Source organism: Streptomyces sp. NPDC033180 (assembly GCF_055577645.1).
This window is the reverse complement of record NZ_JBVIPU010000007.1, coordinates 152,172-178,263: the sequence shown is the minus strand read 5'-3', so window position 1 is coordinate 178,263 and position 26,092 is coordinate 152,172. Positions and strand designations below refer to the sequence as shown.

20 protein-coding genes and 2 pseudogenes are annotated in these 26,092 nt (G+C 71.2%); 9 read left to right on the top strand and 13 right to left on the bottom strand.

Annotated elements, in window-relative coordinates; all coding sequences use genetic code 11:
* The first annotated feature begins 52 nt into the window (after window positions 1-52).
* On the top strand, window positions 53-1,330 hold the full coding sequence (gene fes, locus ACZ5WE_RS21085; RefSeq protein WP_467691167.1) for an enterochelin esterase: 1,278 nt from the start codon (window positions 53-55) through the stop codon (window positions 1,328-1,330).
* Window positions 1,331-1,617: 287 nt separating this feature from the next.
* Here the strand turns inward: fes and ACZ5WE_RS21080 are convergent, their stop codons facing one another.
* The 9 genes from ACZ5WE_RS21080 to ACZ5WE_RS21040 all read right to left on the bottom strand — a co-directional run bounded on the left by ACZ5WE_RS21080 (window position 1,618) and on the right by ACZ5WE_RS21040 (window position 11,983).
* Window positions 1,618-2,295, bottom strand: coding sequence for a 4'-phosphopantetheinyl transferase family protein (locus ACZ5WE_RS21080; RefSeq protein ID WP_467691165.1), 678 nt, complete (start codon window positions 2,293-2,295; stop codon window positions 1,618-1,620).
* Entirely contained in the window at window positions 2,292-2,489 is a 198-nt protein-coding gene (locus ACZ5WE_RS21075) for an MbtH family NRPS accessory protein (RefSeq protein ID WP_467691163.1), read from the bottom strand. The genes ACZ5WE_RS21080 and ACZ5WE_RS21075 overlap by 4 nt, the downstream gene beginning before the upstream one ends.
* Entirely contained in the window at window positions 2,486-6,376 is a 3,891-nt protein-coding gene (locus tag ACZ5WE_RS21070; protein WP_467691161.1) for an amino acid adenylation domain-containing protein, read from the bottom strand. Before ACZ5WE_RS21070 ends, ACZ5WE_RS21075 begins: the two co-directional genes overlap by 4 nt.
* Window positions 6,373-6,603, bottom strand: coding sequence for a phosphopantetheine-binding protein (locus ACZ5WE_RS21065; protein WP_453443839.1), 231 nt, complete (start codon window positions 6,601-6,603; stop codon window positions 6,373-6,375). Before ACZ5WE_RS21065 ends, ACZ5WE_RS21070 begins: the two co-directional genes overlap by 4 nt.
* A gap of 1 nt (window position 6,604) precedes the next feature.
* Window positions 6,605-7,237 (bottom strand): isochorismatase family protein, encoded by a 633-nt coding sequence (locus ACZ5WE_RS21060; RefSeq protein WP_467691159.1) that lies wholly within the window; start codon window positions 7,235-7,237, stop codon window positions 6,605-6,607.
* Window positions 7,238-7,323: 86 nt separating this feature from the next.
* Window positions 7,324-8,949, bottom strand: coding sequence for a (2,3-dihydroxybenzoyl)adenylate synthase (locus tag ACZ5WE_RS21055; protein WP_467691157.1), 1,626 nt, complete (start codon window positions 8,947-8,949; stop codon window positions 7,324-7,326).
* On the bottom strand, window positions 8,946-10,166 hold the full coding sequence (gene dhbC, locus ACZ5WE_RS21050; RefSeq protein ID WP_467691156.1) for an isochorismate synthase DhbC: 1,221 nt from the start codon (window positions 10,164-10,166) through the stop codon (window positions 8,946-8,948). Before dhbC ends, ACZ5WE_RS21055 begins: the two co-directional genes overlap by 4 nt.
* Before the next feature lie 39 nt (window positions 10,167-10,205).
* Window positions 10,206-11,006, bottom strand: coding sequence for a 2,3-dihydro-2,3-dihydroxybenzoate dehydrogenase (locus ACZ5WE_RS21045; RefSeq protein WP_467691155.1), 801 nt, complete (start codon window positions 11,004-11,006; stop codon window positions 10,206-10,208).
* The gene (locus ACZ5WE_RS21040) at window positions 11,003-11,983 is read right to left on the bottom strand and encodes an ABC transporter substrate-binding protein (protein WP_467691153.1); all 981 of its coding nucleotides are present in this window, start codon (window positions 11,981-11,983) and stop codon (window positions 11,003-11,005) included. The genes ACZ5WE_RS21045 and ACZ5WE_RS21040 overlap by 4 nt, the downstream gene beginning before the upstream one ends.
* 224 nt (window positions 11,984-12,207) lie before the next feature.
* Here ACZ5WE_RS21040 and ACZ5WE_RS21035 point away from each other — a divergent pair, with 224 nt between their 5' ends.
* The 3 genes and pseudogenes from ACZ5WE_RS21035 to ACZ5WE_RS21025 form a co-directional block, all read left to right on the top strand.
* Window positions 12,208-13,227 (top strand): FecCD family ABC transporter permease, encoded by a 1,020-nt coding sequence (locus ACZ5WE_RS21035; RefSeq protein WP_467691381.1) that lies wholly within the window; start codon window positions 12,208-12,210, stop codon window positions 13,225-13,227.
* Complete coding sequence (locus tag ACZ5WE_RS21030; protein WP_467691151.1) at window positions 13,224-14,306, top strand: FecCD family ABC transporter permease; 1,083 nt, start codon at window positions 13,224-13,226, stop codon at window positions 14,304-14,306. Before ACZ5WE_RS21035 ends, ACZ5WE_RS21030 begins: the two co-directional genes overlap by 4 nt.
* 3 nt (window positions 14,307-14,309) lie before the next feature.
* Window positions 14,310-15,098, top strand: a pseudogene (locus ACZ5WE_RS21025) (ABC transporter ATP-binding protein); the annotation flags it as partial.
* Between the two features lie 197 nt (window positions 15,099-15,295).
* Here ACZ5WE_RS21025 and ACZ5WE_RS21020 read toward each other — a convergent pair.
* Window positions 15,296-16,396 carry a M20 family metallopeptidase gene (locus tag ACZ5WE_RS21020; RefSeq protein WP_467691379.1) on the bottom strand — a complete coding sequence of 367 codons (1,101 nt, stop codon included), beginning with the start codon at window positions 16,394-16,396 and terminating at the stop codon, window positions 15,296-15,298.
* Window positions 16,397-16,512: 116 nt separating this feature from the next.
* A pseudogene (locus tag ACZ5WE_RS21015) lies at window positions 16,513-17,109 on the bottom strand (VWA domain-containing protein); the annotation flags it as partial.
* Between the two features lie 19 nt (window positions 17,110-17,128).
* Here ACZ5WE_RS21015 and ACZ5WE_RS21010 point away from each other — a divergent pair.
* The 5 genes from ACZ5WE_RS21010 (at window position 17,129) to ACZ5WE_RS20990 (ending at window position 22,081) form a co-directional block, all read left to right on the top strand.
* Window positions 17,129-17,626 (top strand): winged helix-turn-helix transcriptional regulator, encoded by a 498-nt coding sequence (locus ACZ5WE_RS21010; protein ID WP_467691149.1) that lies wholly within the window; start codon window positions 17,129-17,131, stop codon window positions 17,624-17,626.
* Window positions 17,627-17,718: 92 nt separating this feature from the next.
* Window positions 17,719-18,252, top strand: a complete 534-nt coding sequence (locus ACZ5WE_RS21005; protein WP_467691147.1) for an SRPBCC family protein — start codon at window positions 17,719-17,721, stop codon at window positions 18,250-18,252.
* Window positions 18,252-19,346 (top strand): LLM class flavin-dependent oxidoreductase, encoded by a 1,095-nt coding sequence (locus ACZ5WE_RS21000; protein WP_467691145.1) that lies wholly within the window; start codon window positions 18,252-18,254, stop codon window positions 19,344-19,346. Before ACZ5WE_RS21005 ends, ACZ5WE_RS21000 begins: the two co-directional genes overlap by 1 nt.
* A 138-nt stretch (window positions 19,347-19,484) precedes the next feature.
* Entirely contained in the window at window positions 19,485-21,134 is a 1,650-nt protein-coding gene (qcrB, locus tag ACZ5WE_RS20995; protein WP_467691143.1) for a cytochrome bc1 complex cytochrome b subunit, read from the top strand.
* Window positions 21,135-21,229: 95 nt separating this feature from the next.
* The gene (locus ACZ5WE_RS20990) at window positions 21,230-22,081 is read left to right on the top strand and encodes a metallophosphoesterase family protein (protein WP_467691141.1); all 852 of its coding nucleotides are present in this window, start codon (window positions 21,230-21,232) and stop codon (window positions 22,079-22,081) included.
* Between the two features lie 10 nt (window positions 22,082-22,091).
* On the opposite strand, the gene ACZ5WE_RS20985 is transcribed toward ACZ5WE_RS20990, so the two are convergent.
* Together ACZ5WE_RS20985 and ACZ5WE_RS20980 are read right to left on the bottom strand one after the other, a co-directional pair.
* Window positions 22,092-24,347, bottom strand: coding sequence for a terpene synthase family protein (locus ACZ5WE_RS20985; protein ID WP_467691139.1), 2,256 nt, complete (start codon window positions 24,345-24,347; stop codon window positions 22,092-22,094).
* 150 nt (window positions 24,348-24,497) lie between these two features.
* Window positions 24,498-26,066 carry an AbgT family transporter gene (locus tag ACZ5WE_RS20980; RefSeq protein ID WP_467691138.1) on the bottom strand — a complete coding sequence of 523 codons (1,569 nt, stop codon included), beginning with the start codon at window positions 26,064-26,066 and terminating at the stop codon, window positions 24,498-24,500.
* Window positions 26,067-26,092 lie beyond the last annotated feature (26 nt).

Genomic DNA, 26,092 nt, shown 5'->3' with positions numbered 1-26,092 from the left:
AGTAAGGTCACCCTTAGCTATGTGTACGCAGTGAACCCCTGGAGGCTCCCTCATGCCGCTCACCGCTCCTCCCGACGGGGCCACCCGTCGGCCGCCCCGCATCCCGCGGCCGCGGCCCGTCGAGCGCGCGGAGAGCGCGTGGGTGCACCGGGCCGTGGAGCGGGGCGACTTCTGGAGCGCCGTGCGGAACTCGGGCGGGGCGCCCCTCGTCGAGCCCGACCCGCGGGGCGACGACGAGTACCGGGTGGTCACCTTCCTGTGGCGCGGCACGGACGCGACCCGAGCCGTCCTCGTCATGCCGAACAAGATCGTCGACCCGCGCGACATGGCCCCCAACCTGATGGAGCGGGTCCCGGGCACGGACATCTGGCACTGGTCGATCCGGATGCGCGCGGACTGGCGGGCGACGTACAGCCTGTGCGTGGACGAAGGGGAAGGGCCGCGCGCGGACGGCGAGTACTGGCCGTGGCTGCGACGGCAGCAGCGGGCCGACCCGCTCAACACGCGCACCCTCACCCGACGTTGGGGCGGTGACCCGGTCTCGTACGTCGAGCTGCCGCAGGCGCCGGCCGGTGACGACTGGCAGCGCCGCGAGGGCGTCGCGCGCGGCACCGTCAGGACGCACACGGTCCGCAGCGAACTGCTCGGCAACGAGCGACAGGTGCACCTCTACGAGCCGCCGGGCGGCGGACACGACCTGCCCGTCCTGGTCCTGATGGACGGTGAGATGTGGCAGCCGGGCCTGGATGTCGCGGCCCTCCTGGACAACCTCATCGCCGACGGCCGCATCCCGCCGCTTGCCGCCCTGCTCCCCGAATCCCTGAGCGCCGACCAGCGCTGGGCCGAGCTCGCCTGCAACGAGCGGTTCGTCGGCTTCCTGGAGACGGAGCTGCTGCCCTGGGCGGGCGATCTGCTGTCCCTGACCGGCGATCCGGCACGGACGGTCGTCGCGGGCCAGAGCCTCGGCGGCCTCACCGCCGCGTACGCCGCCGTCGTCGCACCGGGGCGGTTCGGCCGCGTCCTCGCGCAGTCGGGCTCCTTCTGGTGGCCCGACGGCCCCGACCTCGAACGCTCCGAGTGGCTGACCGCCCGCATCGCCGAGAGCGAGAAGCTGCCGGTCCGGTTCTGGCTCTCGGCCGGAGAGCAGGAGTGGGTCGCACTACCTGCCATGCGCAGGCTGCGCGCCACGTTGCGGGAGAAGGGTTACGAGGACGCCGTGTACCGCGAGTTCAACGGCGGACACGACTACCTGTGCTGGCGCACCGAGCTGGCGGACGGCCTCGTGGGGCTGCTCGGCGGGGAGTCCGCGGTGGAGACCGCTGCCGCGTAGCCCTCGGGGGGCGGCCGCCGGCTTTCGCCGTTCCTGCCATGGGTGAGGGGGTGTTCCAGTGAGTGGGAGTGGGGTGCGTTCACGCGCCTGTGCGATTACCTGTGCCGGAGCGTCGGGGTCGCGGATGGGCTCCTCCAGTTGCTCCGGGCGGAGTCGGCGGAGGAGTCCGCGATGGAGACCGCTGCCGCGTAGCCCTCGGGGGGCGGCCACCGGCTTTCACCGTTCCTGCCATGGGTGAGGGGGTGTTCCAGTGAGTGGGAGTGGGGTGCGTTGACGCGCCTGTGCGATTACCTGTGCCGGAGCGTCGGGATCGTGGATGGGCTCCTCCAGTTGCTCCGGGCGGAGTCGGCGGAGGAGTCCGCGATGGAGACCGCTGCCGCGTAGCCCTCGGGGGTCGGCACGTCCTGCACCGTCCAGCCCTGGACCGTGCGCGGCGCTGTGCCCGTGCCCACCAGCAGTGACGTCATCCTGCCTCCGGCGAGGCCCTCCCCCGTCGCCTTGAGGCATGCCTCCTTGCGGGTCCAGCAGCGGGCGAACGCCAAGGGGCGTTCCGCTGCGGGGAGTTCGATCAGTTCGGCCTGCTCCTGGGGATGCAGGGAAGCTGCCGCGTCCGCCACCACGCTCGCGGACGGCAGCCTCTCGACATCGGCGCCGACCGGCCGGTCCGCGAAGGCGAGCAGGGCCAGGCCGTTCGTGTGGGAGAGCGAGAAGTGCGGGCCCGCCCCTCCGGCGACGGCGGGGCGGCCGTGCGGCTCACCGCACAGCGGGCACGGCAGCCGCACCAGCTCCACCGCCGCCGGATCGACGGAGAGACAAGCGCCGAGCCGCAGGCGCAGCGCGGTGTGCGCCGCCGCGTACATCTCCCGGTCCGCCGGACGCCGCAACGCCGCCGCCCGGCGCCGCTCCTGCGCGTCGAGGAGCGACACGTCGAGCGGGGCCGGGCGGACGAAGTGGATCTCCGTCACGCGGGCGCGTCCTGGAGGCGGGCCAGACAACGGCCGTACGTCTCCGGTCCGTACACCGTGGTCCATCCCTCGGGCGCGGCGCGGAAGAGGGGCCACAGGGAGTACTCCCCGAGCGCGTTCTCCAGGATCAGGTGGGTCGGCTCGGCCTCGGCCCCGGTGTCGACCGGGTCGAAGGGGTCGGGTGTCGTCGTCATGCGTGGTCCAGCTCCTTGAGGCGGGCGGCGAGTGCGGCGCAGACCTCGTCGAGGCGGCGCGGCTGCGTCAGCTCCGGGTGCAGGCAGTCCACGTCGTGGTTGCTGATCGAGCCGCTGATGTACGGCGCCCAGGCGTCCCTCGTCAGCCAGTCCTCGGCGCGCGGCGCGGCGGCCGTGAAGAACAGGGCGTCGCCGTCGAAGGGGCGGTGGTCGTGCTCGCGCATCAGACGGGCGTTGTTGATGACGATGTCGAGGACCGCTGACAGTGTCCTGTCCGGCAGGCCGGCCAGGGCGCTGCCCTCACGCTGGAGTGTGGCCAGGACGTCCTCGCGGGTCAGCTCGTCCGTCAGGTCATAACCGGCCATCCGCAAAAGCGCCTTCAGGGCGTCCGCCTCCGCCGGGACCGCCGCGTCACGCCACTGGTCGGAAGGGTAGGCGTCGAGCAGTGCGAGCAACTCGACCTCCTCGCCCGCCTCTTGGAGCAGCACCGCGACCGTGTGGGCGAGCACACCGCCCACCGACCAGCCGACCAGTCGGTAGGGGCCGTGCGGGCGCACCGCCCGCAGCGCTTCCACGTACTCCGACGCCATCTCCTCCATCGTGGCCGGGAGTCCACCCTCGCCGTGCAGTCCGCGCGCCTGGAGTCCGTACACCGGCTGCCCCGGGTCGAGCCGCGAGAGCAGCCCCGAGTAGCACCAGCTCATGCCGCCCGCCGGGTGGAAGGCGAACAGCGGGGTGCGGTCGCCGCCCGCGCGCAGCGGAAGCAGTACGTCCAGGGCGTGGTCGGCCTCGCTGTGGTCCGCGTCCAGGTGGGCGGCGAGCGCCGCCGGGGTCTGCGCCTGGAAGAGCGTGCCGATGGTGAGCTCGGCGCCCAGCGCGTCGCGGACCCTGGCGACCAGGCGGGCCGCCAGGAGCGAGGTGCCGCCCAGGTCGAAGAAGGCGTCGTCCACGCCGAGTTGGGGCACTCCGAGGACCTCGGCGAAGAGCCGGGTGAGCGTCTCCTCGCGGTGGCCGCTCGGCACCCGGCCGCCGTCGGCGGAGCCCTCGAAGGAGGGGGCGGGCAGGGCACGCCGGTCCAGCTTGCCGTTCGGGCTGAGCGGGAAGCCGTCCAGGACGAGGATCGCGCCCGGCACCATGTAGTCGGGCAGCGTGCGCGCGAGACGGGTACGCAGCTCCTCGGGGTCGGCGACGGCTCCGGCGTCGGAGGGCGTCACGTACCCCACGAGCCGCTGATCGCCGGGCCGGTCCTCGCGGACCAGGACGCTGGCCGCGCCCACCGCCGGGTCGGCGGCCAACTCGGCCTCGATCTCGCCCAGTTCGATGCGCAGCCCCCGCAGCTTCACCTGGTGGTCGGTGCGGCCCAGGTACTCGATCTCGCCGTGCTCGCTCCAGCGCGCCAGGTCACCCGTGCGGTACATACGGGTGCCGGGCGGGCCGTAGGGATCGGCGACGAAACGCGACGCGGTCAGTTCGGGCCGCCCCAGGTACTCGGTTGCCAGCTGAGTACCCGCGAGGTACAACTCACCCTGGATGCCGGGCGGGCACGGCTGGAGCGCGGCGTCCAGGACGTACAGACGGGTGTTCCAGACGGGCCTTCCGATCGGCACCGGGCCCGTCGCGTCGGTGGCGCACGGGTGGTACGTCACGTCGACGGCCGCCTCGGTCGGACCGTACAGATTGTGCAGCGGTGCGCCGTCCAGCACGCGCCCGAACTCCCGCACCGTCTCGCGCGCCAACGCCTCGCCGCTGCAGAAGACGTGCCGCAGGCCCGTGCAGTCGGCCGCGGCCGGCTCGGACAGGAACACCTGCAGCATCGACGGCACGAAGTGGCAGACGGTGACGCCCTGTTCGCGGATGACGCGCGCCAGATACGCCGGGTCCTTGTGGCCGCCGGGCTCGGCGACGACGAGGGTCGCGCCCACCCGCAGCGCCCAGAAGAACTCCCAGACCGACACGTCGAAGCCGGACGGCGTCTTCTGCAACACACGGTCACCGGCAACGAGTTCGTATGTCGCCTGCATCCAGCGCAGCCGGTTGTCGATCGCCGAGTGCGGCACGACCACGCCCTTGGGGCGGCCGGTCGACCCGGACGTGTAGATGACGTAGGCGGGGTGGTGCGGGGTGAGCGCGCGCGGTGGGTCGTACGTGCCGTACGGCGCCGTGTCCAGCCGGTCCAGGGCGACGATCGGCACACCCGAAGCTGCGGGCACCCGGTCGGCACGGTCGGCGATCACGCAGGCAGGTCCGGCGTCCTCCAGCATGTACGCGAGACGGTCCGCCGGGTAGTCCGGGTCCAGCGGGAGATAGGCGCCGCCCGCCTTGAGCACGGCCAGGAGTGTGATCACCAGGTCGAGCGAGCGGGGCACGGCGACCGCCGCGAGCGCGCCCGGACGTACCCCGACCTCGATGAGATGGTGGGCGAGCCGGTTGGCGCGGGCGTTCAGCTCGGCGTAGGTGAGCTCCTGGTCGCCGAAGACCAGTGCGGTGGCGTGCGGGGTGCGGACGGCCTGGCCCTCGATCGGGCCGATCAGCGTGGTGGGCGGCACCGGGTGCGCGGTGGTGTTGAACTCGTCGGTCACCAGGGAGAGTTCCACCCGGCGGGCGATCGTGTGCTCGGCCAGCGGCGTGTGCGGGCCCGCGTCGGCGATGCGCTCCAGGAGCTCCATGAAGCGCGCCTGGTGGACGCCGAGTTCGTCCGGCTCGTACAGGGCGGGATTGCCGTCGTAGTCGATGCGCAGGCCGCTGCCGTCGGTGCGGTCGTAGACGTTGACCGTGAGATCGTCGACCGGGCCCGCCGACAGGTTGTGGGCGTCCGTGCGGGCGCCCGCGAAGGTCAGTCCGTAGTCGAACGGCATGACGTTGACCAGCGGTCCGACCAGGGATCGGCCATCGCCGAGCAGACCCAGGTCGCGGCGGATGTCCTCGTAGCGGTAGCGCTGGTGGCGGCGGGCGGCGCGGATGCCGAGCACCACCTGCCGGGTCAGCTCGGCGAAGGTGGCCTGCGGGGTGACGGTGAGCCGCAGCGGCAGCACGTTCATCACCATGCCGGGCACGCGAAGGGCCACCGACCCCATACGGCCCATCATCGGCAGGCCGAGCACCACCTCGGCGGAGCCGGTCGCCCGGGACACGTACAGGGCCTGCGCGGCGACGAGCACCTCCGGCCAGGTCGCCCGCATCGAGGAAGCCGACTCACGCAGCCGGGCCGTGGCCTCGGGGGAGAGGCGGGCGCTGCGGCGGTGGAAGGTGCGGGACGGCAGCGCGGTGCGCCCGGCCAGGTTGGGGGCGTCGGGGCGGTCGGCGAAGGCCCCGTCCCAGTAGCGGCGGTCCGCCTCGAACGTCTCCGAGGAGCGGTACGCGGTGTCCTCGGCGACCAGGTCCTCAAGGCGACCGAAGGGGCTCTCGCCCGGCTCCTCGCCCGCGGCGAGCGCGGTGTAGATCTCGGCGGTGCGACGGGCGAGCAGCGAGTACCCGAAGCCGTCCATCACGATGTGGTGCACCCGCTGGTACCACAGCCAGCGCTCGTCGCCGACGCGGAACAGCGCGTGCGCGAACAGCGGACCCGCCGCCAGGTCGAACGGCGTGGCCAGGTCCTCGCGCATCCACGCCTGTGCCTCGGCGTCCGGGTCGGACGCGGCGCGCAGATCGCGCACCTTCAGCGGTAGCGCCGGGTCGGCGACCTCCAACTGAGCGGGTCCTTCGGCTCCTTCGATGATCCTCACGCGCAACGCGTCGGCCTCGGACACCACCTGACGCAGTGTCCGCGCGAAGACGGACGGATCGATGGGACCGTGGATCTCCAGGCACTCGGCCGTGTTCTGGGCCGGGCTGCCGGGGTCGAGCGCCTGCGCGAACCACATGCCCGACTGGGCAGCGGTGAGCCTCATGCCGAGGCTCCCAGAATCGGCGCCCAGGCCTCGATGGCGGGCTGCTCGGCCAGGTCCACGAAGGTGGCGGTGATGTCGTGCTCACGGCGCCAGCGCTCGATGAGCGACATGATGCGCACCGAGTCGAGGCCGTAGTCGACGAGGTTCTCGTCGACGGGGATGTCGGCCGGGTCCTCGCCCAGCACGTCGGCGACGTCGGCCCGTATCAGTTCCACGCTGAGCGCCATGTCAGATCCCCTTCACAACCGCGTCGGTGGTGGTGACGACCGCGCACCGGCCGGCAGCGTAGCGCAGCGCCATGTCGTGCTCCTCGCGGGAGAAGTCGGCCACGGCGTCCGCGACGACGAACGCCTGCACGTCACGCATCCACGCGTCGCAGGCCGTCATCAGGACGCCGATGTGCGCGTACACCCCGACGATGATGATCTGGTCCCGGCCCGCCTCGCGCATGCGCTCCTGAAGGTCGGTGCGGACATACGCGCTGTACTTCCACTTCGTGAGCACCGTGTCGCCGGGCTCCGGGGCGACCGGGCCCGCGATCGCCTTCGCGTGCTCGTCGTCGGGCAGCCCGGGGCCCCAGAAGTCCTGCTGCAGGCCGCGCTCGGCCGGCGTCTGGCCGCCCGGCTGGGCGGAGTACAGGACGGGGATGCCGGACGCGCGCGCCGCCTTCGCCAACTCGCCCACGTTGGCGAGGAGTTCGGTGGCCGGCGAGGTGTCGGGGGTGTAGGCGGTCAGGAAGTGGTTCTGCAGGTCATGGACGAGCAGCACCGCCCGCTGCGGGTCGATGGTCCAGGAGACCCGGTTGTCGGGCAGCTCGTCGGACGAGGGCATCGGGTACGGCGTGACGGCGGGGAGCGCCATGGTGAAGCCTTTCGGGAACTCAAGGTAGCTGGGTGGATCGGGTGCCGCCGGGCAGGGGTCGGCCGCCCGGCGGCTGATGGCAGGGTTCAGCTGACCGGAGCCGCGGCGCTCGTCCGTTGGTCCTTCTTGCTGATCTTGCCGATGCCGGTCTGCGGGAAGGCGTTCACGAACTCGACCCGGTCGGGCACCTTGTACGCGGCGAGACCCCGCTCCCGTACGAACTTCTTGATGATGACGGGCTTCAGCGGTTCGGCGTCCGCGCGCAGGATCACGTACGCGAGGGTCCGCTCGCCGAGGTACTCGTCGGGCACGGCGACGACCGACACGTCATGGACGTGGGGGTGGGCGAGGATGATGTTCTCGACCTCCTCCGGCGCGATCTTCTCGCCGCCGCGGTTGATCTGGTCCTTCGCGCGACCCTCCACCACCAGATGTCCGGTGGGGGTGCGGCTCACGATGTCGCCGGTGCGGTAGAAGCCGTCGGCGGTGAACGAGCGGGCGTTGTGGTCGGGCGCGCGCCAGTAGCCGCGGATGGTGTACGGGCCGCGGGTCAGCAGATGGCCCGCCTCGCCCTCCGGCACGTCCTGGTCGAGGTCGTCGACGATGCGTACCTCGTCGTCCGGGGAGATCGGACGGCCCTGGGTGGTGACGATCGTCTCCGCCGGGTCGTCGAGCCGCGTGTAGTTGACCAGACCCTCGGCCATCCCGAAGACCTGCTGAAGGGAGCACCCGAGCGCCGGTGCGACGCGGCGCGCGGCCGACTCGCTGAACTTCGCGCCGCCCACGAGGAGCACGTCGAGGCTGGAGATGTCGTACGGCGTGCTGCGGCCCGCGTCCGTCCACACCAGCGCCAGCGGCGGGACGAGACCGGTGATCGTCACCCGTTCCCGCTCGATGAGCGGGAACGCGGTGTCCGGGTCGGGCTGCGGGCACATCACGACACGGCCGCCCGCGTAGAGAAGCCCCAGTGAACCGGGCGACGACAGCGGGAAGTTGTGGGCCGCGGGCAGTGCCACGAGGTAGACGGAGTCCTCCGTCACGCCACAGAGCTCGTTCGAGCCCCACAGCGAGTACATGTAGTCGTCGTGGGTGCGGGGGATCAGCTTGGGCACGCCGGTGCTGCCGCCCGACAGCTGGAGGAACGCGAGGTCGGACGGCTTCGGCCCGTCGATCTCGATCGGCTCGCGCGGCACGTCGGACAGGGCCGTGTGCTCGCCCGGGTCGCCCACCACGAACACGTCGCGCAGCGTGGGTACTTCGGCGCGGACCTTCGACGCGAGGTCACGGTGGTCGAAGCCGCCGTGCCGGTCCGGGATGACGTAGGCGACGGCCTCGGTGAACTCGCAGAAGTAGTGGATCTCCGTCTCGCGGTGCGCGGGCAGCGCGAAGACCGGCAGGGCGCCGATCCGGAAGAGCGCGAAGATCACCTCGAAGAACTCGGCGACGTTCGGCAGCTGGACGACGACCCGGTCACCCTTGCCGATGCCACGGGCCGTGAACCCGGCGGCCAACTGGTCGGCGCGGACGTCGAGTTCGCCGTACGTCCAGTTCCGCTCTCCGTCGGTGATCGCGACCCGGGCGGGGTGTGTGTCGGCGCGTTCACGGAGCATGCCGCCGAAGGTCTCGCCGCGCCAGTACCCGGCGGCGCGGTAGCGCTCGGCGAAGACCTCCGGGATGCGCGGCGCGTCCGCGCGGCTCTCTGCCGTCGTCATCGGTCGACCCCCACCGCGTCCAGGAACGTACGGAACTTGGCGCCCGTCTCGGCGCGTTCGGCCTCCGGCGAGGAGTCGGCCACGACGCCCGCGCCCGCGAAGAGCCGCAGCCGTCCGGTGCCGTCCTGCGTCTCCTCGGCCTCCGCGCAGCGGATCGTGACGACCCACTCGCCGTCGCCGCGCGCGTCGCTCCATCCCACCATGCCGGTGTAGTGCCCGCGGCCGAAGGGCTCGAGCTCTCCGATCACGCCACGGGCGTGCCCGGTAGGGGTACCGCAGACAGCCGGAGTCGGATGCAGCGCGGTGGCCAGCTCCAGGGCGGAGGTGGCCGGCTCGGCGAGATCGCCGGTGATCGTCGTCGACAGGTGCCACATCGTGGCAGTGCGGACCAGCGTGGGCCGCTCCGGCACGTCGAGGTCGGTGCAGAACGGGGCGAGCGCCTTGTGCACGGCGTCCACGACGACGGCGTGCTCGTGCAGGTCCTTCGCCGATTCGAGCAGCGCGGCGGCCCGGCGCACGTCCTCGGCGAGATCCGCCGAGCGGGGCGTCGAACCGGCCAGGGGATTGGCGGTCAGACGGTTGCCGTGCCGCGAGACGAGCAGCTCCGGGCTCGCGCCGAGAAGGGTGCGGCCCGAGCCCGACGGCACGGCGAAGGAGTAGCCGCGCGGGTCGCGGCGTGCCAGGCGCTGGAGCATCGCGGGCAGGTCGAGCGGTCCTTCCGTGGACAGCTCCAGGGTGCGGGCGAGGACGACCTTGTCGAACTCGCCGCTCTTCATGCGCGCGACGGCGGCCTCGACCGACGCGGCGTACTCCTCGCCCGAGGGGACCTCGCGCACCTGCCAGCCGCCGGCCGTCGCGGGCGGCGGGGTGGGCAGCGCGACGAGCGGGTCGGTGCGCAGGGCGGGTGCCCAGCGGGCCGCTTCGGGCACCGCGAGCACAGCGGGCTCGGTGGGGTCGAAGGGGATGGAGCCCACCACGACCGGGGCCTGGTTGCCCGCGCGCAGCTGCGCGTCGAGGGTGGCGGCTACCCGCTCCGTCAACGGCCGCTCGTCGTGCGGCACTTCGGCGGCCGTGCCGTGGGCGAGGAGGGTGCGGGTGGGCGACGCGAAGAACCGGGTGTCGCCGGGTCGGTAGGCGTCGAGCAGCGCGGTCGCCGCGCCGACGGCCCCGGGGGTGGTGGGGGCGGCGTCTGCGACCACGTCATTGGGCGGTGTCACGGATGACTCCTCGTCAAGTAGGGGAGGGCGGCGCGGCTTTCAGGCGCGCAGGGTGGCGCCGCCGTCCACGTACAGGTCGTGCAGGGTGATGTGCCTGGCCCGGTCGGAGACCAGGAAGGCGACCGCGTCGGCGATGTCGGAGGGGTCGGCGATCCGGCCGAGCGGAATGCCGACCCGGTACGAGGCCGGGTCGCCGTCGATGACCCGGGCGGCGGCCTGCTCGTGGTCGCCCGTCCACAGCTGCCGCTGCATGTCGGTGTGGGTGGAGCCCGGCGACACGACGTTGCAGCGCACGCCGTCGCGGGCGACCTCCAGACCGAGGCATTTGGTGAACATCGTGGCTGCGGCCTTGGACGCGGCGTACGCGGCCATCTGGGTGCGGGGCACCCCGGCGGCGTTCGAGCCGACCGTCACGATGGAGCCCTTGCCGCGCGCGGTCATGCGGCGGGCCGCGGCGCGCGAGGTGTGGAAGACGCCGTTCGCGTTGACGGCGAAGGTGTCCGCCCAGTCGGTGTCGGTGAGTTCGACGACCGGGGCCGGCCGCAGGATGCCTGCCACGTTCACGAGGATGTCCAACGGCCCTACGGTGCGCTCGACTTCATCGATCGCGGCGTCCACGGCTGCCGCGTCGGTGACGTCGAGCACCATGCCGGTGACGCGGCCGCCCTCCGACTGCTCTTCGACGTCCTGTTCCTTGACGTCGGGCGACCGGTCGGCGGCCACGACCCGCGCGCCGCGCTCGGCGAGCGCGCGGGCCACTGCCTGACCGATACCCCGGCTCGCGCCGGTGACCAGGGCCACCCGGCCCGCGAGCTCAGGGTCGGTTATGCCGGAAGTCACTTGCCCATCGCCTTCTCGACGTCCTGAAGGACGGAGACGGCGGCCTGCGCGCCACCCAGGCTGGTCCACTTCGAGCCGTCGATCTCGGTGGTGTGGTCCTTCTTGACCGCGTCGAGCTGCTTGTACGCGGCCTTGCCCTTCAGCTCCTTGAAGAGGTCGGCGTCAGGGCCCGCGGAGGCGAGGGTGCCGATGAACAGCCAGTCGGCGTCGATCTGCTTCAGGTCCTCGTCGCTGAGCGGCGTCGAGTGGCCCTCTCCCTTCTTGTTCTGGATGCCGGGCCGCTTGAAGCCGAGGTCCTTCAGGACGTCGGAGATGAACACGCCCTGCTGCATGACGGCGGTGCCCTTGGCGGAGTAGCGCGCCACGGAGACGCTCGCGCCCGCGTTGTCGCCGAGGTTCTTCTGCACGGCGGCGGTCTTGGTGTCGTAGTCCTTGAGGAACGCGCTCGCCTCGTTGGACTTGCCGAGCACCTCACCGGTGATCTCCAGGGACTTCTTCCAGTCCTTGGTCCTGTCGATCGTGACGACGGTCGGGGCTATCCCCTTCAGCTGCTTGAGCACCTGCTGGTCGGCGAGCTGCCCGGCGAGGATGACGTCCGGCTTGGCCTGGAGGACCTTCTCGATGTCGGGTCCGGTGACCGCGCCCACGACCGGGATGCCCTTGGCCTGGTCGGCCAGATACTCGGGGGCGCCCTTCTGGCCTCTGCCCGCGGACAGACCGACGGGCTTGACCTTCAGGGCGAGGGCGGAGTCCAGGTCCATCTCGCTGAGCGCGATGACCTTCTTGGGATTGGCCGGAACCTTTACCTCCGCACCGGAGGCGTCGGTGACGGTGACCTTCCCGGCGTTTTTGGCCTTGGCACCGGAGCCGGAGTCGTCGGACGAGTCCGAACCGCAGGCGGAGAGGGTGAGCGCGGAGGCCAGGGTGAGGGCCGCAACCGCGGTCAGCCGGGTGCGCGGGGAGTGGTTCGAGGACATGTCCGTGTCTCCATGCTTCCGAGTCCGGGGGGCAGTCCGGACATAAGGGTCATCCCTGGCCGTGTCGGGGCATGACGAAGTACCCCTGCAAGAACAGGGAGTTCGCCGCCACCCCGACTCGGGGCTCCAGGTCAAGGTTAGGTTAGGCTAACTTCATGTTGGTTGCGCAAGAGGGGCGGGTCCCAACGTCCGGATCCAGACCTCCCATACCGGGCTTGGCGAAGATGCATCGCCCCACGCTGTGGGCGGCTGCCGCCCTTGTTGTCCTGCTCCTGCTGCTCGGCCTGCTCTCGCTCCTGGTCGGGTCCGGGTCGACGCCGATGAGCCGCGCCTGGGACTTCCTCGCCGGGGACCCCTCCGCGCGGGCCGACGCCCAGATACGGCTGGCCGTGATGGATGTACGCCTTCCGCGTACGCTCGCCGGCGTCCTGGTCGGTGTCGCCCTCGGCGCGGCGGGCTGCCTCCTGCAGGCCGTGACGCGAAACCCGCTCGCCGAGACGGGCCTCCTCGGGGTCAACTCGGGGGCGGCGCTGGGCGTTGTGATCGGTCTCACATACTTCGAAGTGACGTCGGCGTACGGCGTGTTGGTGTGGGCCCTGGTCGGCGGCATGGCCGCGAGCGCGGTGGTGCTGCTGCTCGCCGCTTCGGGCCGGGCCGCGGGCTCGCCGCTGCGGCTCGTGCTCGCCGGATCGGCGCTAGGCGCGACCTTCCACGGCATGACGTCGTACGTACTCCTCGGTGAACAGGCCACCTTCGACACCTACCGCTACTGGACCATCGGCTCGCTGGCCGGCATCAGGACGTCCGAGACGTACCCCTTGATCCCGCTGATCGCGGTCGGCCTCCTCATCGCCTTCAGCTGTGTACGCCCCCTCTCCGCGCTCGCGCTCGGCGACGACAGCGCACGCTCGCTGGGCCACCACCCGGGGCGGATCCGGCTGGTCGTCGCGGCGGCGGTGACCCTCCTCGCGGGCTCGGCGGTCGCCATCGCCGGACCCATCGCCTTCCTCGGCCTCCTCGCCCCCTACGCGGCGCGCGCCGTCACCGGCCCCAGGATGGCGGGCCAGTTGGTGCTCTCCGCGCTGGTCGCGGCGAACGTGATGATCGCCGCCGACCTCCTCGCCAGGGTCGTGATCCGCCCCTGGGAGACCCCGGTCAGCGTGCTCCTCGCCTTCATCGGCGGCCCGTTGCTGATCTGGATCGCCCGGTCGCAGCGGATGTCCACGGCGGGGGTCGCCGCGTGAGCACGGAGCGCACGCCCGACTCCGGGCCCGCGGAGATCACCCCGCCCGACTCCACCTCTGTCCGTGTGGGGACCTTCTCCTGGCTCTTCCCCCACCGCAGCGCCCTCGCCGCCGTGGGGCTCACGCTGGTGATCGCGGCGGTCGTCTCGCTCGCCACCTTCGCGAGCTCCACCGGCATGAGCTTCTCCGACAGCCTCTCCGGACTGCTCGGGACGGGGGACTCCGCCACCGTCATGCTGGTGCGGGACTTCCGCCTTCCGCGGATCGCCGTGGGGCTCATGGTCGGCGCGGCGCTCGGCATCGCCGGGTGCCTGACCCAGACGCTCGCCGGAAACCGGCTCGCCACCCCCGACATCATCGGCGTCAACGAAGGCGCCACCGCGGCCGTCGTCGCCTCCGTCGTCGGTTCGTCCACCGGGATGATCGGCGACTGGTGGCTCGGGCCCCTTGGTGCAGCGGCCGCGGCCATGGTCGTCGTCGCCTGCGCGGGCGGCGCGGGCAGCGGGGGATACCGGATCCTGGTCGTCGGCATCGGCGTCTCCACCGTCATCGGCGCCGTCACCGACCTCGTCATGTCCCGCGAGAACGACAACACAGCGGGCGGCGTCTTCCTCTGGACCGTCGGCTCCCTCAGCGGCCGTGACTGGAGCGTCGGCACGCCCCTGTCGATCGTCCTGCTCGTCCTCGTACCGCTGTCCCTCGTGGCCGGCGGGCGCCTCCAACTCCTGCGCTTCGACGACGACATGGCGGCCACCCTCGGCGTGAACGTCCGCCGCGTACGCGCCGTGACCCTCGCGCTCGCCGTCGCCCTGTCCGGCGTGGCCGTCGGCATCGGAGGACCGATCGCGTTCGTCGCGCTCGCCGCACCCGTCGTCGCCGGCCGGCTCAGCGGCCCGTCCCGCGTCCCGATCATCGGCTCGGCCCTGGTCGGCGCGGCTCTCGTGGGCGCCGCCGACGCGCTCGGCCGCGTCGTCGCCCCCGTGGAGATCCCCGTCGGCGTCATCACCAGCGTCCTTGGCGGACCCTTCCTCCTGTGGGTCCTCTTCGGCAAGAACTCCGAGCAGACCGGAAAGGCCTGACCCGTGCAACTGACCGTCGAGGCGCTCACCTCCGGCTACCCCGGCCACACGGCCGCCGTGGACGGCGTCGATCTGACCATCCCCAGCGGACAGGTCGCCGCCATCGTCGGCCCGAACGGCTGCGGAAAGTCGACGCTTCTTCGCTCCATCTCCCGGCTCCACAAGCCGAGTTCGGGCACAGTTCGCGCCGGGGACGAGGACGTGTGGCGGCTCACCCAGCGCCGCGCGGCCCACCGCATCGCGCTGCTCGCCCAGTCCCCGCAGGCCCCCGAGGCGGTAACCGTCGCCGGACTCGTCCGCTACGGCCGCCACCCCCACCAGGGCCTGTTCCGCCAGTGGTCGCGCGAGGACGAGGCCGCCGTGCGCGAGGCCCTCGAAGCCACCGGCACCACGGACCTCGCCACGCGCCGCCTCGACCACCTCTCCGGCGGCCAGCGCCAGCGCTGCTGGCTGGCGATGGTCCTCGCACAGCAGACGCCGATCGTGCTCCTGGACGAGCCGACCAGCGCCCTTGACCTCGGGCACGCCGTCGAAGTCCTGTCCCTGGTACGGGAGGTGGCCGCCGCGGGCCGCACCGTCGTCATGGTCCTGCACGACCTGGCGAGCGCCGCCCGCTATGCCGACACCGTCATCGCCATGAACGCCGGCAAGATCGTCGCGAACGGCCCGGCCCGCGAGGTGGTGACCGCCGAGCTCGTCAAGGAGCTGTACGGAATCGACGCGGACATCCTTCAGGCACCGGGCGACGGCTCCCCGGTGGTCGTACCGACGATGACCGCGAAGGCGCCCGGAAGGGCGCCGGAGGAGGCGGCCGGGCGGGCGCCGGAGCAGACGCCTGAGAGGGCGACCAGCAAGAACACACCCGGGCAGGCGCCCGAAGCGGCCTCCACCACGGCCTCTACGAAGGCCTCCACCACGGCCTCCGCGCAGCCGGCCGAGCCGGGCTGACCGGAGCCCGCGGAGGTGGCGCCGCGCCCCGCGACGGGCGGCTAGGACCGGCTGACGGCGAAGTCCGCCGCCGTCCAGGCGAGCCCCACGGCCCCGTCGATCAGGGCCTGTTCGGCGACCGGCGTGGCGGCCGCGGCGGCGAACTCGGGCTGGTGGGGGCCGCAGCCGCCCCCGCTGATGTCGAGCACGGGGTGGATCGACGGCACGACGTGCGAGACGTTGCCCATGTCCGTGGACGCGAAGGGTCCGCGCCGCTGCGGTTCGGGCCGCCCCAGGGCGCGGGCGTTCGCCTCCCACAGCGCGAGGAGACCGGCATCGGACCGGAAGTCGAGGTAGTCGGGAGCGGGCTGCTCCAGTTCCACCGCGCACCCGGCCGCGAGCGCCCCCGCGCGAAAGCAGTCCGCCACCCGCTCCCGCAGCTCGCGCAGTTCCTCCACCGACGGCGCCCGCAGTGCGTACGCGGCGCTCGCCCGCTCGGGAACGGCGTTGAGTGCCGTCCCGGCCTCGGTGGTGATCCCGTGCACCTTCCACTCGCCGGGCAGCTGCTGCCGGAGCAGCCCGAGGGCGACCTGCGCCACGGTCAGCGCGTCGGCCGCGTTCCGCCCGTCCTGCGGGTTGAGCGTGGCGTGCGCGGACTTCCCCGTGTACGTCACCGACAGCGCCCCCATCGCGTACGAATGGAAGTCGGCCACCTCGAACGGGCACGGGTGCACCATCATCGCCGCGTCGACGCCCTGGAACGCCCCGGCATCGAGCAGCAGCGCCTTCCCGGCTCCGCTCTCCTCGGCGGGCGTCCCCAACACGCGGACAGTGAGCCCGAGTTGATCGGCGACTGGAGCGAGACCGAGGGCGGCCCCCACGCCCGCCGCCGCGATCAGATTGTGCCCGCAGGCATGCCCCATGCCGGGCAGCGCGTCGTACTCGCAGGCAAGCGCGACGGTCACGGGCCCCGACCCCAGGGTCGCCTCGAAGGCGGTCTCGAGCCCGTACGCGGGAGCGGTCACCGCGAAGCCGTGCCCGCGCAGCACGTCCGCACACCATCCGGCGGCCCGCCGCTCCTCGAAGGCGATCTCCGGATGAGCGTGAATGCGCCGACTGAGCCCGACGAGCTCGCTCCGCACCTCACCGATCCGAGCCCGGATCTCCTCCTTGACCTGGTCCGCGCCGCCTGCCACGTCATCTCCTCGCCGTTCTGTCACCCGTGCCGGGACAGCTTAAGGCGGGGTCGAACGGGTCGGGGGCGGACGTCCCGGACGGTTCAGACCGGCAACAGCCGTCCGGTCAGTGCGCTGAGCTGCCGCGCGTTGCGGCACTCGTACATCTCCACGAGCTCGGCACACGTGCCCGCCGCCGAGTCGCCCGTCTGCCACTGGGCGCGGCGCTCCGGGTTGAGCCAGTACACCTGGCGGGCGCGGGACGCGACGGTGCGCAGGGCCGGGACGTTCGGGTCGCTCATGTTCGTGCGGGCGTCGCCGAGCACGAAGACCGTGGAGCGCGGGGTGACCGCCTCGGCGTAGCGCTCGGCGAACTCGCCCAGGGCGGAGCCGTGGTCGCTGCTGCCGTGGTAGCCGGTGACCGCCGCTCCCGAGATGACGCGGCTGCCCAGGCCCTCGGGGTCGGCCGTGCCGCGCGCGATGAGGTCGGTCACCTCGTCGACACGGTTGACGAAGGCGAAGACCCGCACCTTGCTGAACTGGTCGTGCAGCGCCTGGACGAGCAGCATCGTGAAGTTGGCGAAACCCGCCACCGAGCTCCACAACGGAGCGCCGCGTGTGCGTCGAACGTCACGTGAGCGCCTCTCCACCGGCCGCGGGCTGCTGAGTCCAGTTCCGAGACCCACCAGGAGCCGTGACCTCTTCTCGTATCCTTGCGGCATGAGGCGGACCTCCTTTGCCACCTGGCCCTGCTCCATCGCCCGCACCATGGACCTGCTGGGCGACTGGTGGACCCCGCTCGTGCTGCGCGAGGCGTTCTACGGGATCAAGCGCTTCGACGTCTTCCAGCAGGAGCTGGGCATCGCGCGCAACACCCTGACCGACCGGCTGCGCCGCCTGGTCGACGAGGGCCTGATGGAGAAGCGCCCCTATCAGAGCGAGCCCGTGCGCTACGACTACGTGCTCACCGAGAAGGGCCGCGACTTCTTCGGTGTGCTCGCCGTGATGAACAGCTGGGGCAACCGCTGGCTGAGCGGTGACGAGGGAGCGCCGGTCGTCTTCGAGCACGGCCGCTGCGGGCACGAGGCCACGGCCGAGGTGGTCTGTGGCCACTGCAAGGAGCCGATGTCGGCAGACGACACGCATGCACGCCTCGGGCCCGGCTATCCGGCCCGGCTGGCCGAACGGCCGGAGATCCGGGACCGCTTCAGCCGCTGAACCCACCTCGGCCCCTGACGGGCCCTCACCCTTGACGAGTGAGTCTATCTACGCAACTCTCGTGGTCAGCGACTACAGAGAGGCGACCCACGATGGAGTGGACAGGCGCGCGCTACGCGGAAAAGCCGACGACCGAGGTGCGCACGCGGATCACCGCGTCACCGGAACACGTGTGGGAGCTCGTCTCCGACATCGGCCTGATGCCCACGCTGAGCACGGAGCTGCGGTCGGTCGAGTGGCTGGACGGGGCGGCCAGGGCCGCGCCCGGCGCGCGGTTCGTCGGCCGCAGCGAGCACGCGTCGTTCGGCGCGTGGCAGACCACGTCGTACGTCGTGGAGTGCGAGGCCCCGCGGGTGTTCGCCTGGGCGGTCGAGGACCCCGAACGGCCCAGCGCCGTCTGGCGGTTCAGCCTCACGGCGGCGGACGACGGCGGCACCGAGCTGACCCAGTGGATGCAGCTGGGACCCGGCCGCTCCGGCCTGTCGTACGCGATCGACCGGATGCCGGAGAAGGAGCAGAAGATCGTGTACGTACGGATGCGGGAGTTCGAGCGGAACATGACGGCCACGCTGGAGGCGATCAAGAAGCTGGCGGAGGGCGCCGCTGCCGGGAAGGCGGACGCGTGATGCGCACATCGACGACCATCGAGGCCTCCGGGGCGAACTGGCGGGAGACCGTCGACTTCGTCACCGAGGCCGAGAAGCTGGGAATGGACATCTGCTGGGTCGCGGAGGCGTGGGGCTCCGAAGCGCCGTCCCCGCTCGGCTACTTGGCCGCGCGCACGGAGCGCATGCTGCTCGGCTCCGGCATCATCCAGCTCGCGACCCGCACCCCGGCCGCCATCGCCCGCGCGGCGATCACCCTCTCGAACATCTCCGACGGCCGCTTCCTCCTCGGGCTCGGCCCGTCGGGTCCCCAGGTGATCGAAGGCCTGCACGGGGTGCCGTTCGCGCGGCCGCTCACCCGGATGCGGGAGACGGTGGAGATCGTCCGCCGGGCGGCCACGGGGGAGAAGATCTCGTACACGGGACGGGAGTTCACCCTGCCGCTGCCCGGCGGTGAGGCGAAGCCCATGCGCCTGTCCATGCGCGCCGAGCACGAACTGCCCATCTACCTTGCCACCCTCTCGCCCAGGATGCTGCGCCTGACCGGCGAGATCGCCGACGGCTGGCTGGGTACCAGCTTCGTCCCGGAGGGCGCGAAGGAGGCCTACTTCGACCATCTCGACGCGGGCCTCACCGCCTCCGGCCGCACCCGCGGTGATCTGGACATCTGCCAGGGCGCCGAAGTGGCCTTCGCCGACGACGAGGACGTGCTGCGCACGATGGTCGCGGGCCGCAAGAAGGAGCTCGCCTTCAGCCTGGGCGGCATGGGCTCCGCCAGCACCAACTACTACAACAACGCCTACAGCAGACAGGGTTGGGCCGACACCGCGGCGGAGGTCCGCACCCGCTGGCAGTCCGGCGACCGCGACGGCGCGGCCGCCCTGATCACCGACGACATGGTTCTCGCCACCACCCTCATCGGCACCGAGGACATGGTCCGCGAGCGGCTGAGGGTGTGGCGCGACGCGGGCGTGGACACGGTCCGCTTCTATCCGGCCGGCGAGGGCCTTGAGGCGCGGCTCACGACCCTGGGGCGGGCGATCGATCTGGTGCGGGAGGTGGAGGAACAGGAGAGCCCTCAGACCGCCCGGCCGTCGGGCGCCCCAGCGACGTGACTTCCCCGTCCCTCCGAAGCAGCCACTTGTACCGCCTCCGACCAGGGCGTCCGATGATCATCAACTACCGGTGCGGTGGGGCCTGTTGGCGCCGGGAACCCCTTGATCTAACCTGGTAGCCGCCTGAGGGGGAGACGCATGAGTGGAAACGTCGAGCACGCCCGGGACAGCAAACGGCCGGCCCCGGCGGGCAAGGGGGAGCGGGTCGCCGACTGGGCTGATGGCCGCCTCGGCATCCACACCCTGGCCAAGAGCCAGATGCGCAAGATCTTTCCCGACCACTGGTCCTTCATGTTCGGGGAGATCTGTCTCTACAGCTTCCTGATCCTGATCCTCACCGGCGTCTATCTGACGCTCTTCTTCGAGCCGAGCGGCTCCGAGGTCATCTACGACGGCGTGTACACGCCGCTCAAGGGCATCCAGATGACCCGGGCGTTCGAGTCCACGGTCGAGATCAGCCTGGAAGTGCGCGGCGGCCTGCTGATCCGGCAGATCCACCACTGGGCCGCGATCGTCTTCGTCGCCGCCATGCTCGTGCACATGATGCGGGTGTTCTTCACCGGAGCCTTCCGCAAGCCGCGCGAGGTCAACTGGTTGTTCGGCTGGACGCTGCTGTTCCTCGGGATCATCACCGGCCTCACCGGATACTCGCTCCCGGACGACCTGCTCTCGGGCACCGGCATCCGCTTCGCGCAGGGCGCGATCCTCTCCGTCCCGGTCGTGGGGACGTATCTCTCCTTCTTCCTCTTCGGCGGGGAGTTCCCGGGCGACGCGATCATTCCGCGGCTCTTCAGCGTCCATGTCCTGCTGTTGCCGGGGATCATGCTGGGGCTCGTCGTCGCCCACCTGATCCTGGTCTTCTACCACAAGCACACCCAGTTCGCCGGGCCCGGAAAGACCGAGAAGAACGTGGTCGGGGCGCCGTTCATGCCCATCTACATCGCCAAGGCCGGCGGCTTCTTCTTCCTCGTCTTCGGCATCCTGGCGATCATGGGAGCGGTCGCCACCATCAACCCCGTGTGGGTGATCGGGCCCTACCGACCGGATCTGGTCTCCACGGGCGCTCAACCCGACTGGTATCTGGGCTTCTCCGAAGGTCTGATCCGGGTGATGCCCAGCTGGGAGATCAACGCCTGGGGGCACACGCTGGAACTGGGTGTCTTCATCCCGTTCTCGCTCTTCCCGCTCATCCTGATGGCCATCGCCGTCTACCCGTTCATCGAGGCCTGGGTCACCGGCGACAAACGCGAGCACCACATCGCGGACCGGCCGCGCAACGCTCCGGTGCGCACCGGGCTCGGCGTGGCGTGGCTGACACTGTTCGCCGTCCTGATGGTCGGCGGCGGCAACGACATCTGGGCCACGCACTTCCATCTCTCCATCAACGCGATCACGTGGTTCGTGCGGATCGCCTGCTTCGTCGGGCCGGCCCTCGCCTTCTACGTGACCCACCGATGGTGCATGGGGCTCCAGCTCCGCGACCGCGAGAAGGCGCTGCACGGCCGGGAGAGCGGCACCATCAAACGCCTGCCCCACGGTGAGTACGTGGAGGTCCATGTGCCGCTCACACAGGGTGAGTTGTACAAGCTGACCGCGCACGAGCAGCCCAAGCCGTACGAGGCCGGTCCGGCGGTCGACGAGCACGGCGTGGCACGCAAGGTCACCCGCGGCGAGCGGATGCGGGCCCGTCTGGGGCGGGCCATGTACGGTCCGTCGGCGCAGGTGCCCAAGGCCACGCCCGAGGAGTACCTGGAGATCCAGCAGGGCGGCGGGGACGGACACCACTGAGGGCCCCTCGGCGCTGTCCCCGTACCCGCACACCGGAGGAAGCTGATCGCACCCCGCGCGGTCAGCGCTGCGGTTAGCCTCACGGAGTGACACAAGTGCCCAAAAAAAAGCCGAAGTTGTACGCCATCAGCGATCTGCACGTCGCGTACGACGACAACCGCGAGTTCCTCGAGTCCCTGCGCCCGGAGACCGACGGGGACTGGCTGATCGTCGCGGGGGACACCGCCGAGCGCATGGCCGACATCGAATGGGCGCTGCGCACCCTCACCGATCGTTTCGCCAAGGTGGTGTGGACGCCGGGCAACCACGAACTGTGGACGCCCCGCGACGACCCGAACCAGCTGCGGGGCGAGGCCCGCTACCGCCATCTCGTCGAGCTGTGCCGCTCCTTGGGCGTCGCGACCCCCGAGGACCCCTACCCGGTCTGGCACGGCGACGGTGGTCCCGCCACCGTGGCCCCGCTGTTCCTGCTCTACGACTACACCTTCCGCCCCGAAGGCACGTACGCGAAGACGGACGCGCTGGAGGCGGCGCACGCGGCGGGCATCGTCTGCACCGACGAGGTGCTCCTGCATCCCGACCCCTACCCGGGCCTTGACGACTGGTGCCGCGCCCGCGTGGCGTCCACCGAGGAGATGCTCGCCCGGCGGACTCCCGGCCTCCCGACGGTCCTGATCAACCACTGGCCGCTGGTGCGCGACCCCACGCGGATCCTGCACTACCCCGAGTTCGCCCTGTGGTGCGGCACCGAGCTGACCGCCGACTGGCACGTGAAGTACGAGGCCGCGGCGGTCGTCTACGGCCATCTGCACATCCCCCGCACCACCTGGCACGACGGAGTCCGCTTCCAGGAGGTCTCGGTCGGCTACCCCCGCGAATGGCGCCGCGACCGCCACCCCGCCCCACGCCTCCGCCCGATCCTGCCGGAGCCGCGGGACGCCGGATAGAGGGGAGCGGTCAGGGGCGGGCGGGTGAGGGCAGGCCGGTCGTCGCCTCCATCTGGCGGTCGGCGGCGATGCCGAACTCCCGCAGCCAGTCCGGGCGTACGGCCGCCATGCCGAACCCCGACGGGGCCGGCAGCGGGCCGTGCGACAGGTCCTCCTCGCGGTAGCGGCGGCAGTCGCGGTGCCAGGTGTAGATGCCGGCCATCCAGTTCTCCAGCTCGCGCACGTAGCCGTCGAGGATGCCCCGCGTCATCTGCGGCAGATTGAACTCGTCGTAGAGAGCGGGGAGTTCATGGGCCACGATGTGCTGGAACTGGCTCAGCCGTGACTTCATCAGGTCGTCGATGATGCCGAGCGCCGTCGGGTAGTCGCAGCCGAAGAAGTTCTGGACGACGAGGATGCCGTTGTGGATCTCGCCCTCGTACTCGATCTCCTTCTGGTACGAGAAGACGTCGTTCATCAGAGCGGAGTAGTCGCTGGCCGCGTTCTCCAGGTTCTGCATGGGGCCCGTGCGGTAGATGTCCTGCGGCACCTGGGGGCCGTTGCCGAGGCGGCACAGGCTCATCGTGAGCGGGGAGCCGAAGGTCAGGCGCCGCATCTCGATGTAGTCGACGGGGTCGGGGATACGGTTCTGCGCCTGGTTGTCCAGCTCCCAGAGCCAACTGGCCGTCATGACCTCGATGGCCGTGCGCAGCGTGCGGCGCCCTCCCCGGTCCATCGGCTCCGCCGTGCGCACCCACAGATCGGCGAGCCCCCGCTCCATCGCGCTCGTGGGCGCCGGCATGTCGGCGAAGTCCAGCGGCATGAAGAGCGAGAGCCGTTCGTTGCAGAGCTTCGCGCCCGCGAGGTCGCGGGGCCTGCCGAAGACCACCGGGAAGTAGTCGTCCCCGTACGTGCCCCAGGTCAGCCACTGCGAGCCCAGGTCGAGAGCTTCGAGGTCCGCGTCCGGGTGGATGCCCGCCGCGCAGAGCGGGAAGTCGTAGCCGTACAGCTTGTGCGCGTCCCAGATGTCCGAACTCGGCACCCCTGTCTGGGGTTCGAGCATGCCCATCCGGTCCGCCCACTGAACGGCGCGGGGGCGTGCCTCCTGAAGGTGCGGCGAGAGCCGGGTCGCGTACGGCAGGTCGAAGTCGGGCAGCCGGGAGGGGCCGACCCGCTGGAAGGGGATGTGTGTGTAGCCGCGCAGCCGCTTCGCACCCGTGGCGGCGATCAGCGCCTTGATCCCGGCGGCCGACGTACCGGGTCCGGTGGGGCCGTCGAGTGGCGAAGGGCTGGCGCCGCCCTTGTTCATGTAGCGGCTCGACACCATGTGCCACTCCTGACCGCCGGACTGCCAGTCCTGGAGGCCCTTGGTGTACGCCAGGACGTCCGCGCACTCCTTCGGGGGCAGCCCGGTCTCCGCGAAGAGCGGGGCGAGTTCGGTCAGCGCCGTGTTCTCGAACTGCTGCATCCGGGAGGTCAGGAGGTCGTTCACGGCATCAGCCGCCTCCTGCGTGGTGCAGCCGAGGAACTTCTCAAGGACCAGCACGCCGTTGGAGAGTTCACCCTCGTCCTGGATCTCCCGCTGGTACGAGAAGAGGTCGTTGCGCAGGTGGACGGCGTCGGAGAACGTCTCCTTGAGGACACGCAGCGGCCTGGAGCCGGCGACGGCCGGCGGGACCTCCGCGCCTGTCGCGTACTCGATGAGCCCGGCCGACCAGGGTGCGCCGCCCACCTTGCGGCGCATCTCGATGTACTCGACGGGGTTGGCGACCCGGCCCTCGTTGATGTTCGCGAGTTCCCACAGGGATTCGTTGAGCAGATTCGTCGTGCTTTCGGCGAACCGCGCCCGCCAGTCGCGCGACATGAACGGCACCGTCCGCGCCCACAGGTCCGCGAGACCCGCCTCGACCGGATTCGTCGGCTCCGGCACCGGCGTCGACAGGTCCATCGGCATGAAGGCGGGCAACCGGTCCAGATAGGCCTTGCCGCCCTCGCGGTCCTGGGTCCGTTTGAACAGTTCGAGGAAGTGGTCGTCGAAGAAGAACACCCACACGTACCAGTCGGTGACCAGTGACAACGCGGGGCCGTCGCAGTCGGGGTGGGTGTACGCGCACAGCAGTGCGTAGTCGTGGGCGTCCAGGTCGCGCTGTTCCCAGACGCCCGAACCCTCCAGCATCCCCATGCCACGTGCCCACGTCCTGGAGTGCTCCCTCGCCGCTTCCACGTGGGGGTTGAGACGGGCGGGATGCACCATGTAGAAGCTGGGCAGTTCAAAGGGCTGCGACATGCGGCGTTCTCCTCGCGACGGCGGCTTACGGGCAGCGGAGCACTACCCGAGCGGGGATGACCGATGCGGCGACTGCCGCAGCGTCACACCATTGCGTGACCCACCGGAGTTCAAACAGGTAGGCAGCGCACCGGAGTTCGGACGGGGTAGTCAGCGCACCGGTGCGCCGGGACCGAGCGGGATGCCGAGCGCCCACCAGGCGAGGAACAGCAGCGTCCAGGCCACGGTCATCGCGACGGCGAGCGGCAGCGTGTACGAGGCGAGGGTGCCGAGCCCCGCCGACTTGCGGTACCGCTGAAGGAACCCGAGCGCCATCACGAAGTACGGGCTCATGGGCGTGATGGCCGTCGAACCGGAGTCCGCGATGCGAAAGAGCCCCTGCGTGGTCTCGGCGGGGACGTCCACGAGCATCAGCATCGGTACGAGGACGGGGGCGGCCAGGGCCCACATCGCGGACCCGCTGGTGACCATGACGTTCACGAGGGTCAGGAGCAGCAGGATGAGCAGGAAGACCACCACGATCGGCAGCCGGCTGTGTTCCAGCGCCTCGGCCGCCCTGACCGCGAGGACGTCGCCGATGTGCGTCCAGTCGAAGTAGGCGAGGAACTGGGCGATCGCGAAGAACAGGACGAGCACCGGAGCCATCTGCATGACGCCCTGGCCCATGAGCCTGGGCACGTCGCCGGGCTTGCGGACGGACCCGGAACGGACTCCGTAGACGACGCCGACGAGCGCGAACAGGAAGGCGACGATCGCCGCGATGCCGGCCAGGAGCGGTGACTCGACGATGCTGCCGCCTTCGCCGCGCAGCGGCGACGAGGCCGGTACGACGGCAGCCGTCAGGGCGGCGACGGCCACCACGAAGGTGAGGCCCGCCCGGCGCAGGGCCGAGCGCTCGCGGTCGCTGAGGCTGAGCGCCCCGATGTCGTCGAGATCGGCGTCCGGGTCGGCGTCGAGGTCGGGCCGCCTGCTCAGGACGAAGCGCGTCACGAGGGTGATGACGGCGGCGAGCAGGAGGGAGGAGGCGATGTTGAAGAACCAGTTGCTGAGCGGCGAGACGTACGCGTCGTCGCCGCCCGCTATCTTCGCCGCCGTCGTGGTGATCCCGGCGAAGATCGCGTCGTTGGGAGTCGGGACGGGGCTCGCGTCGTAGCCGGAGGCGATGGCGGTGTAGGCGACGACGACGCCGAGGACGGGGGAGCGGCCCACGGCGCGGAAGGCGAGCCCGCCGAGCGGTACGAGGATGACGTAGGCGGCGGCCGACGCGACATGCGCCACCGTGCCCGCGAAGGCGACCGCGAAGACCACCCACGAGGCAGGGACGCGGGAGACGCCGACCTTCATCAACGCGGCCAGGAATCCGCTGCGTTCGGCGACCGCGACGCCCATGATGACCACCACGATGGTCGCCATCGGCGGGAAGGCGGCGAAGTTCTCGATCATCGTCGAGACGGCCATCGCGAGCCCGTCCCCGCTGAGCAGACTCCGCACGGCGACGCTCTTGCCGTCTCCCGGCGCGATGACAAGGACGTCGAACCCGGCGAGGATCGCGCTGATCACGGCGAGGACGCCGGAGAGGATCCAGAACAGCCAGAAGGGGTGCGGCAGCGCGTTGCCGGCGCGCTCGACGACGGCCATCGCGCGGATGACGCGGGGGAGAGGGGGCCCGCCGGGTGGTGGGGGCGGTGCGTCCGGCAGGGCGGGGGTCGGGGAGGACATGGCGGCTCCGCGGGGCATGGGTGGGG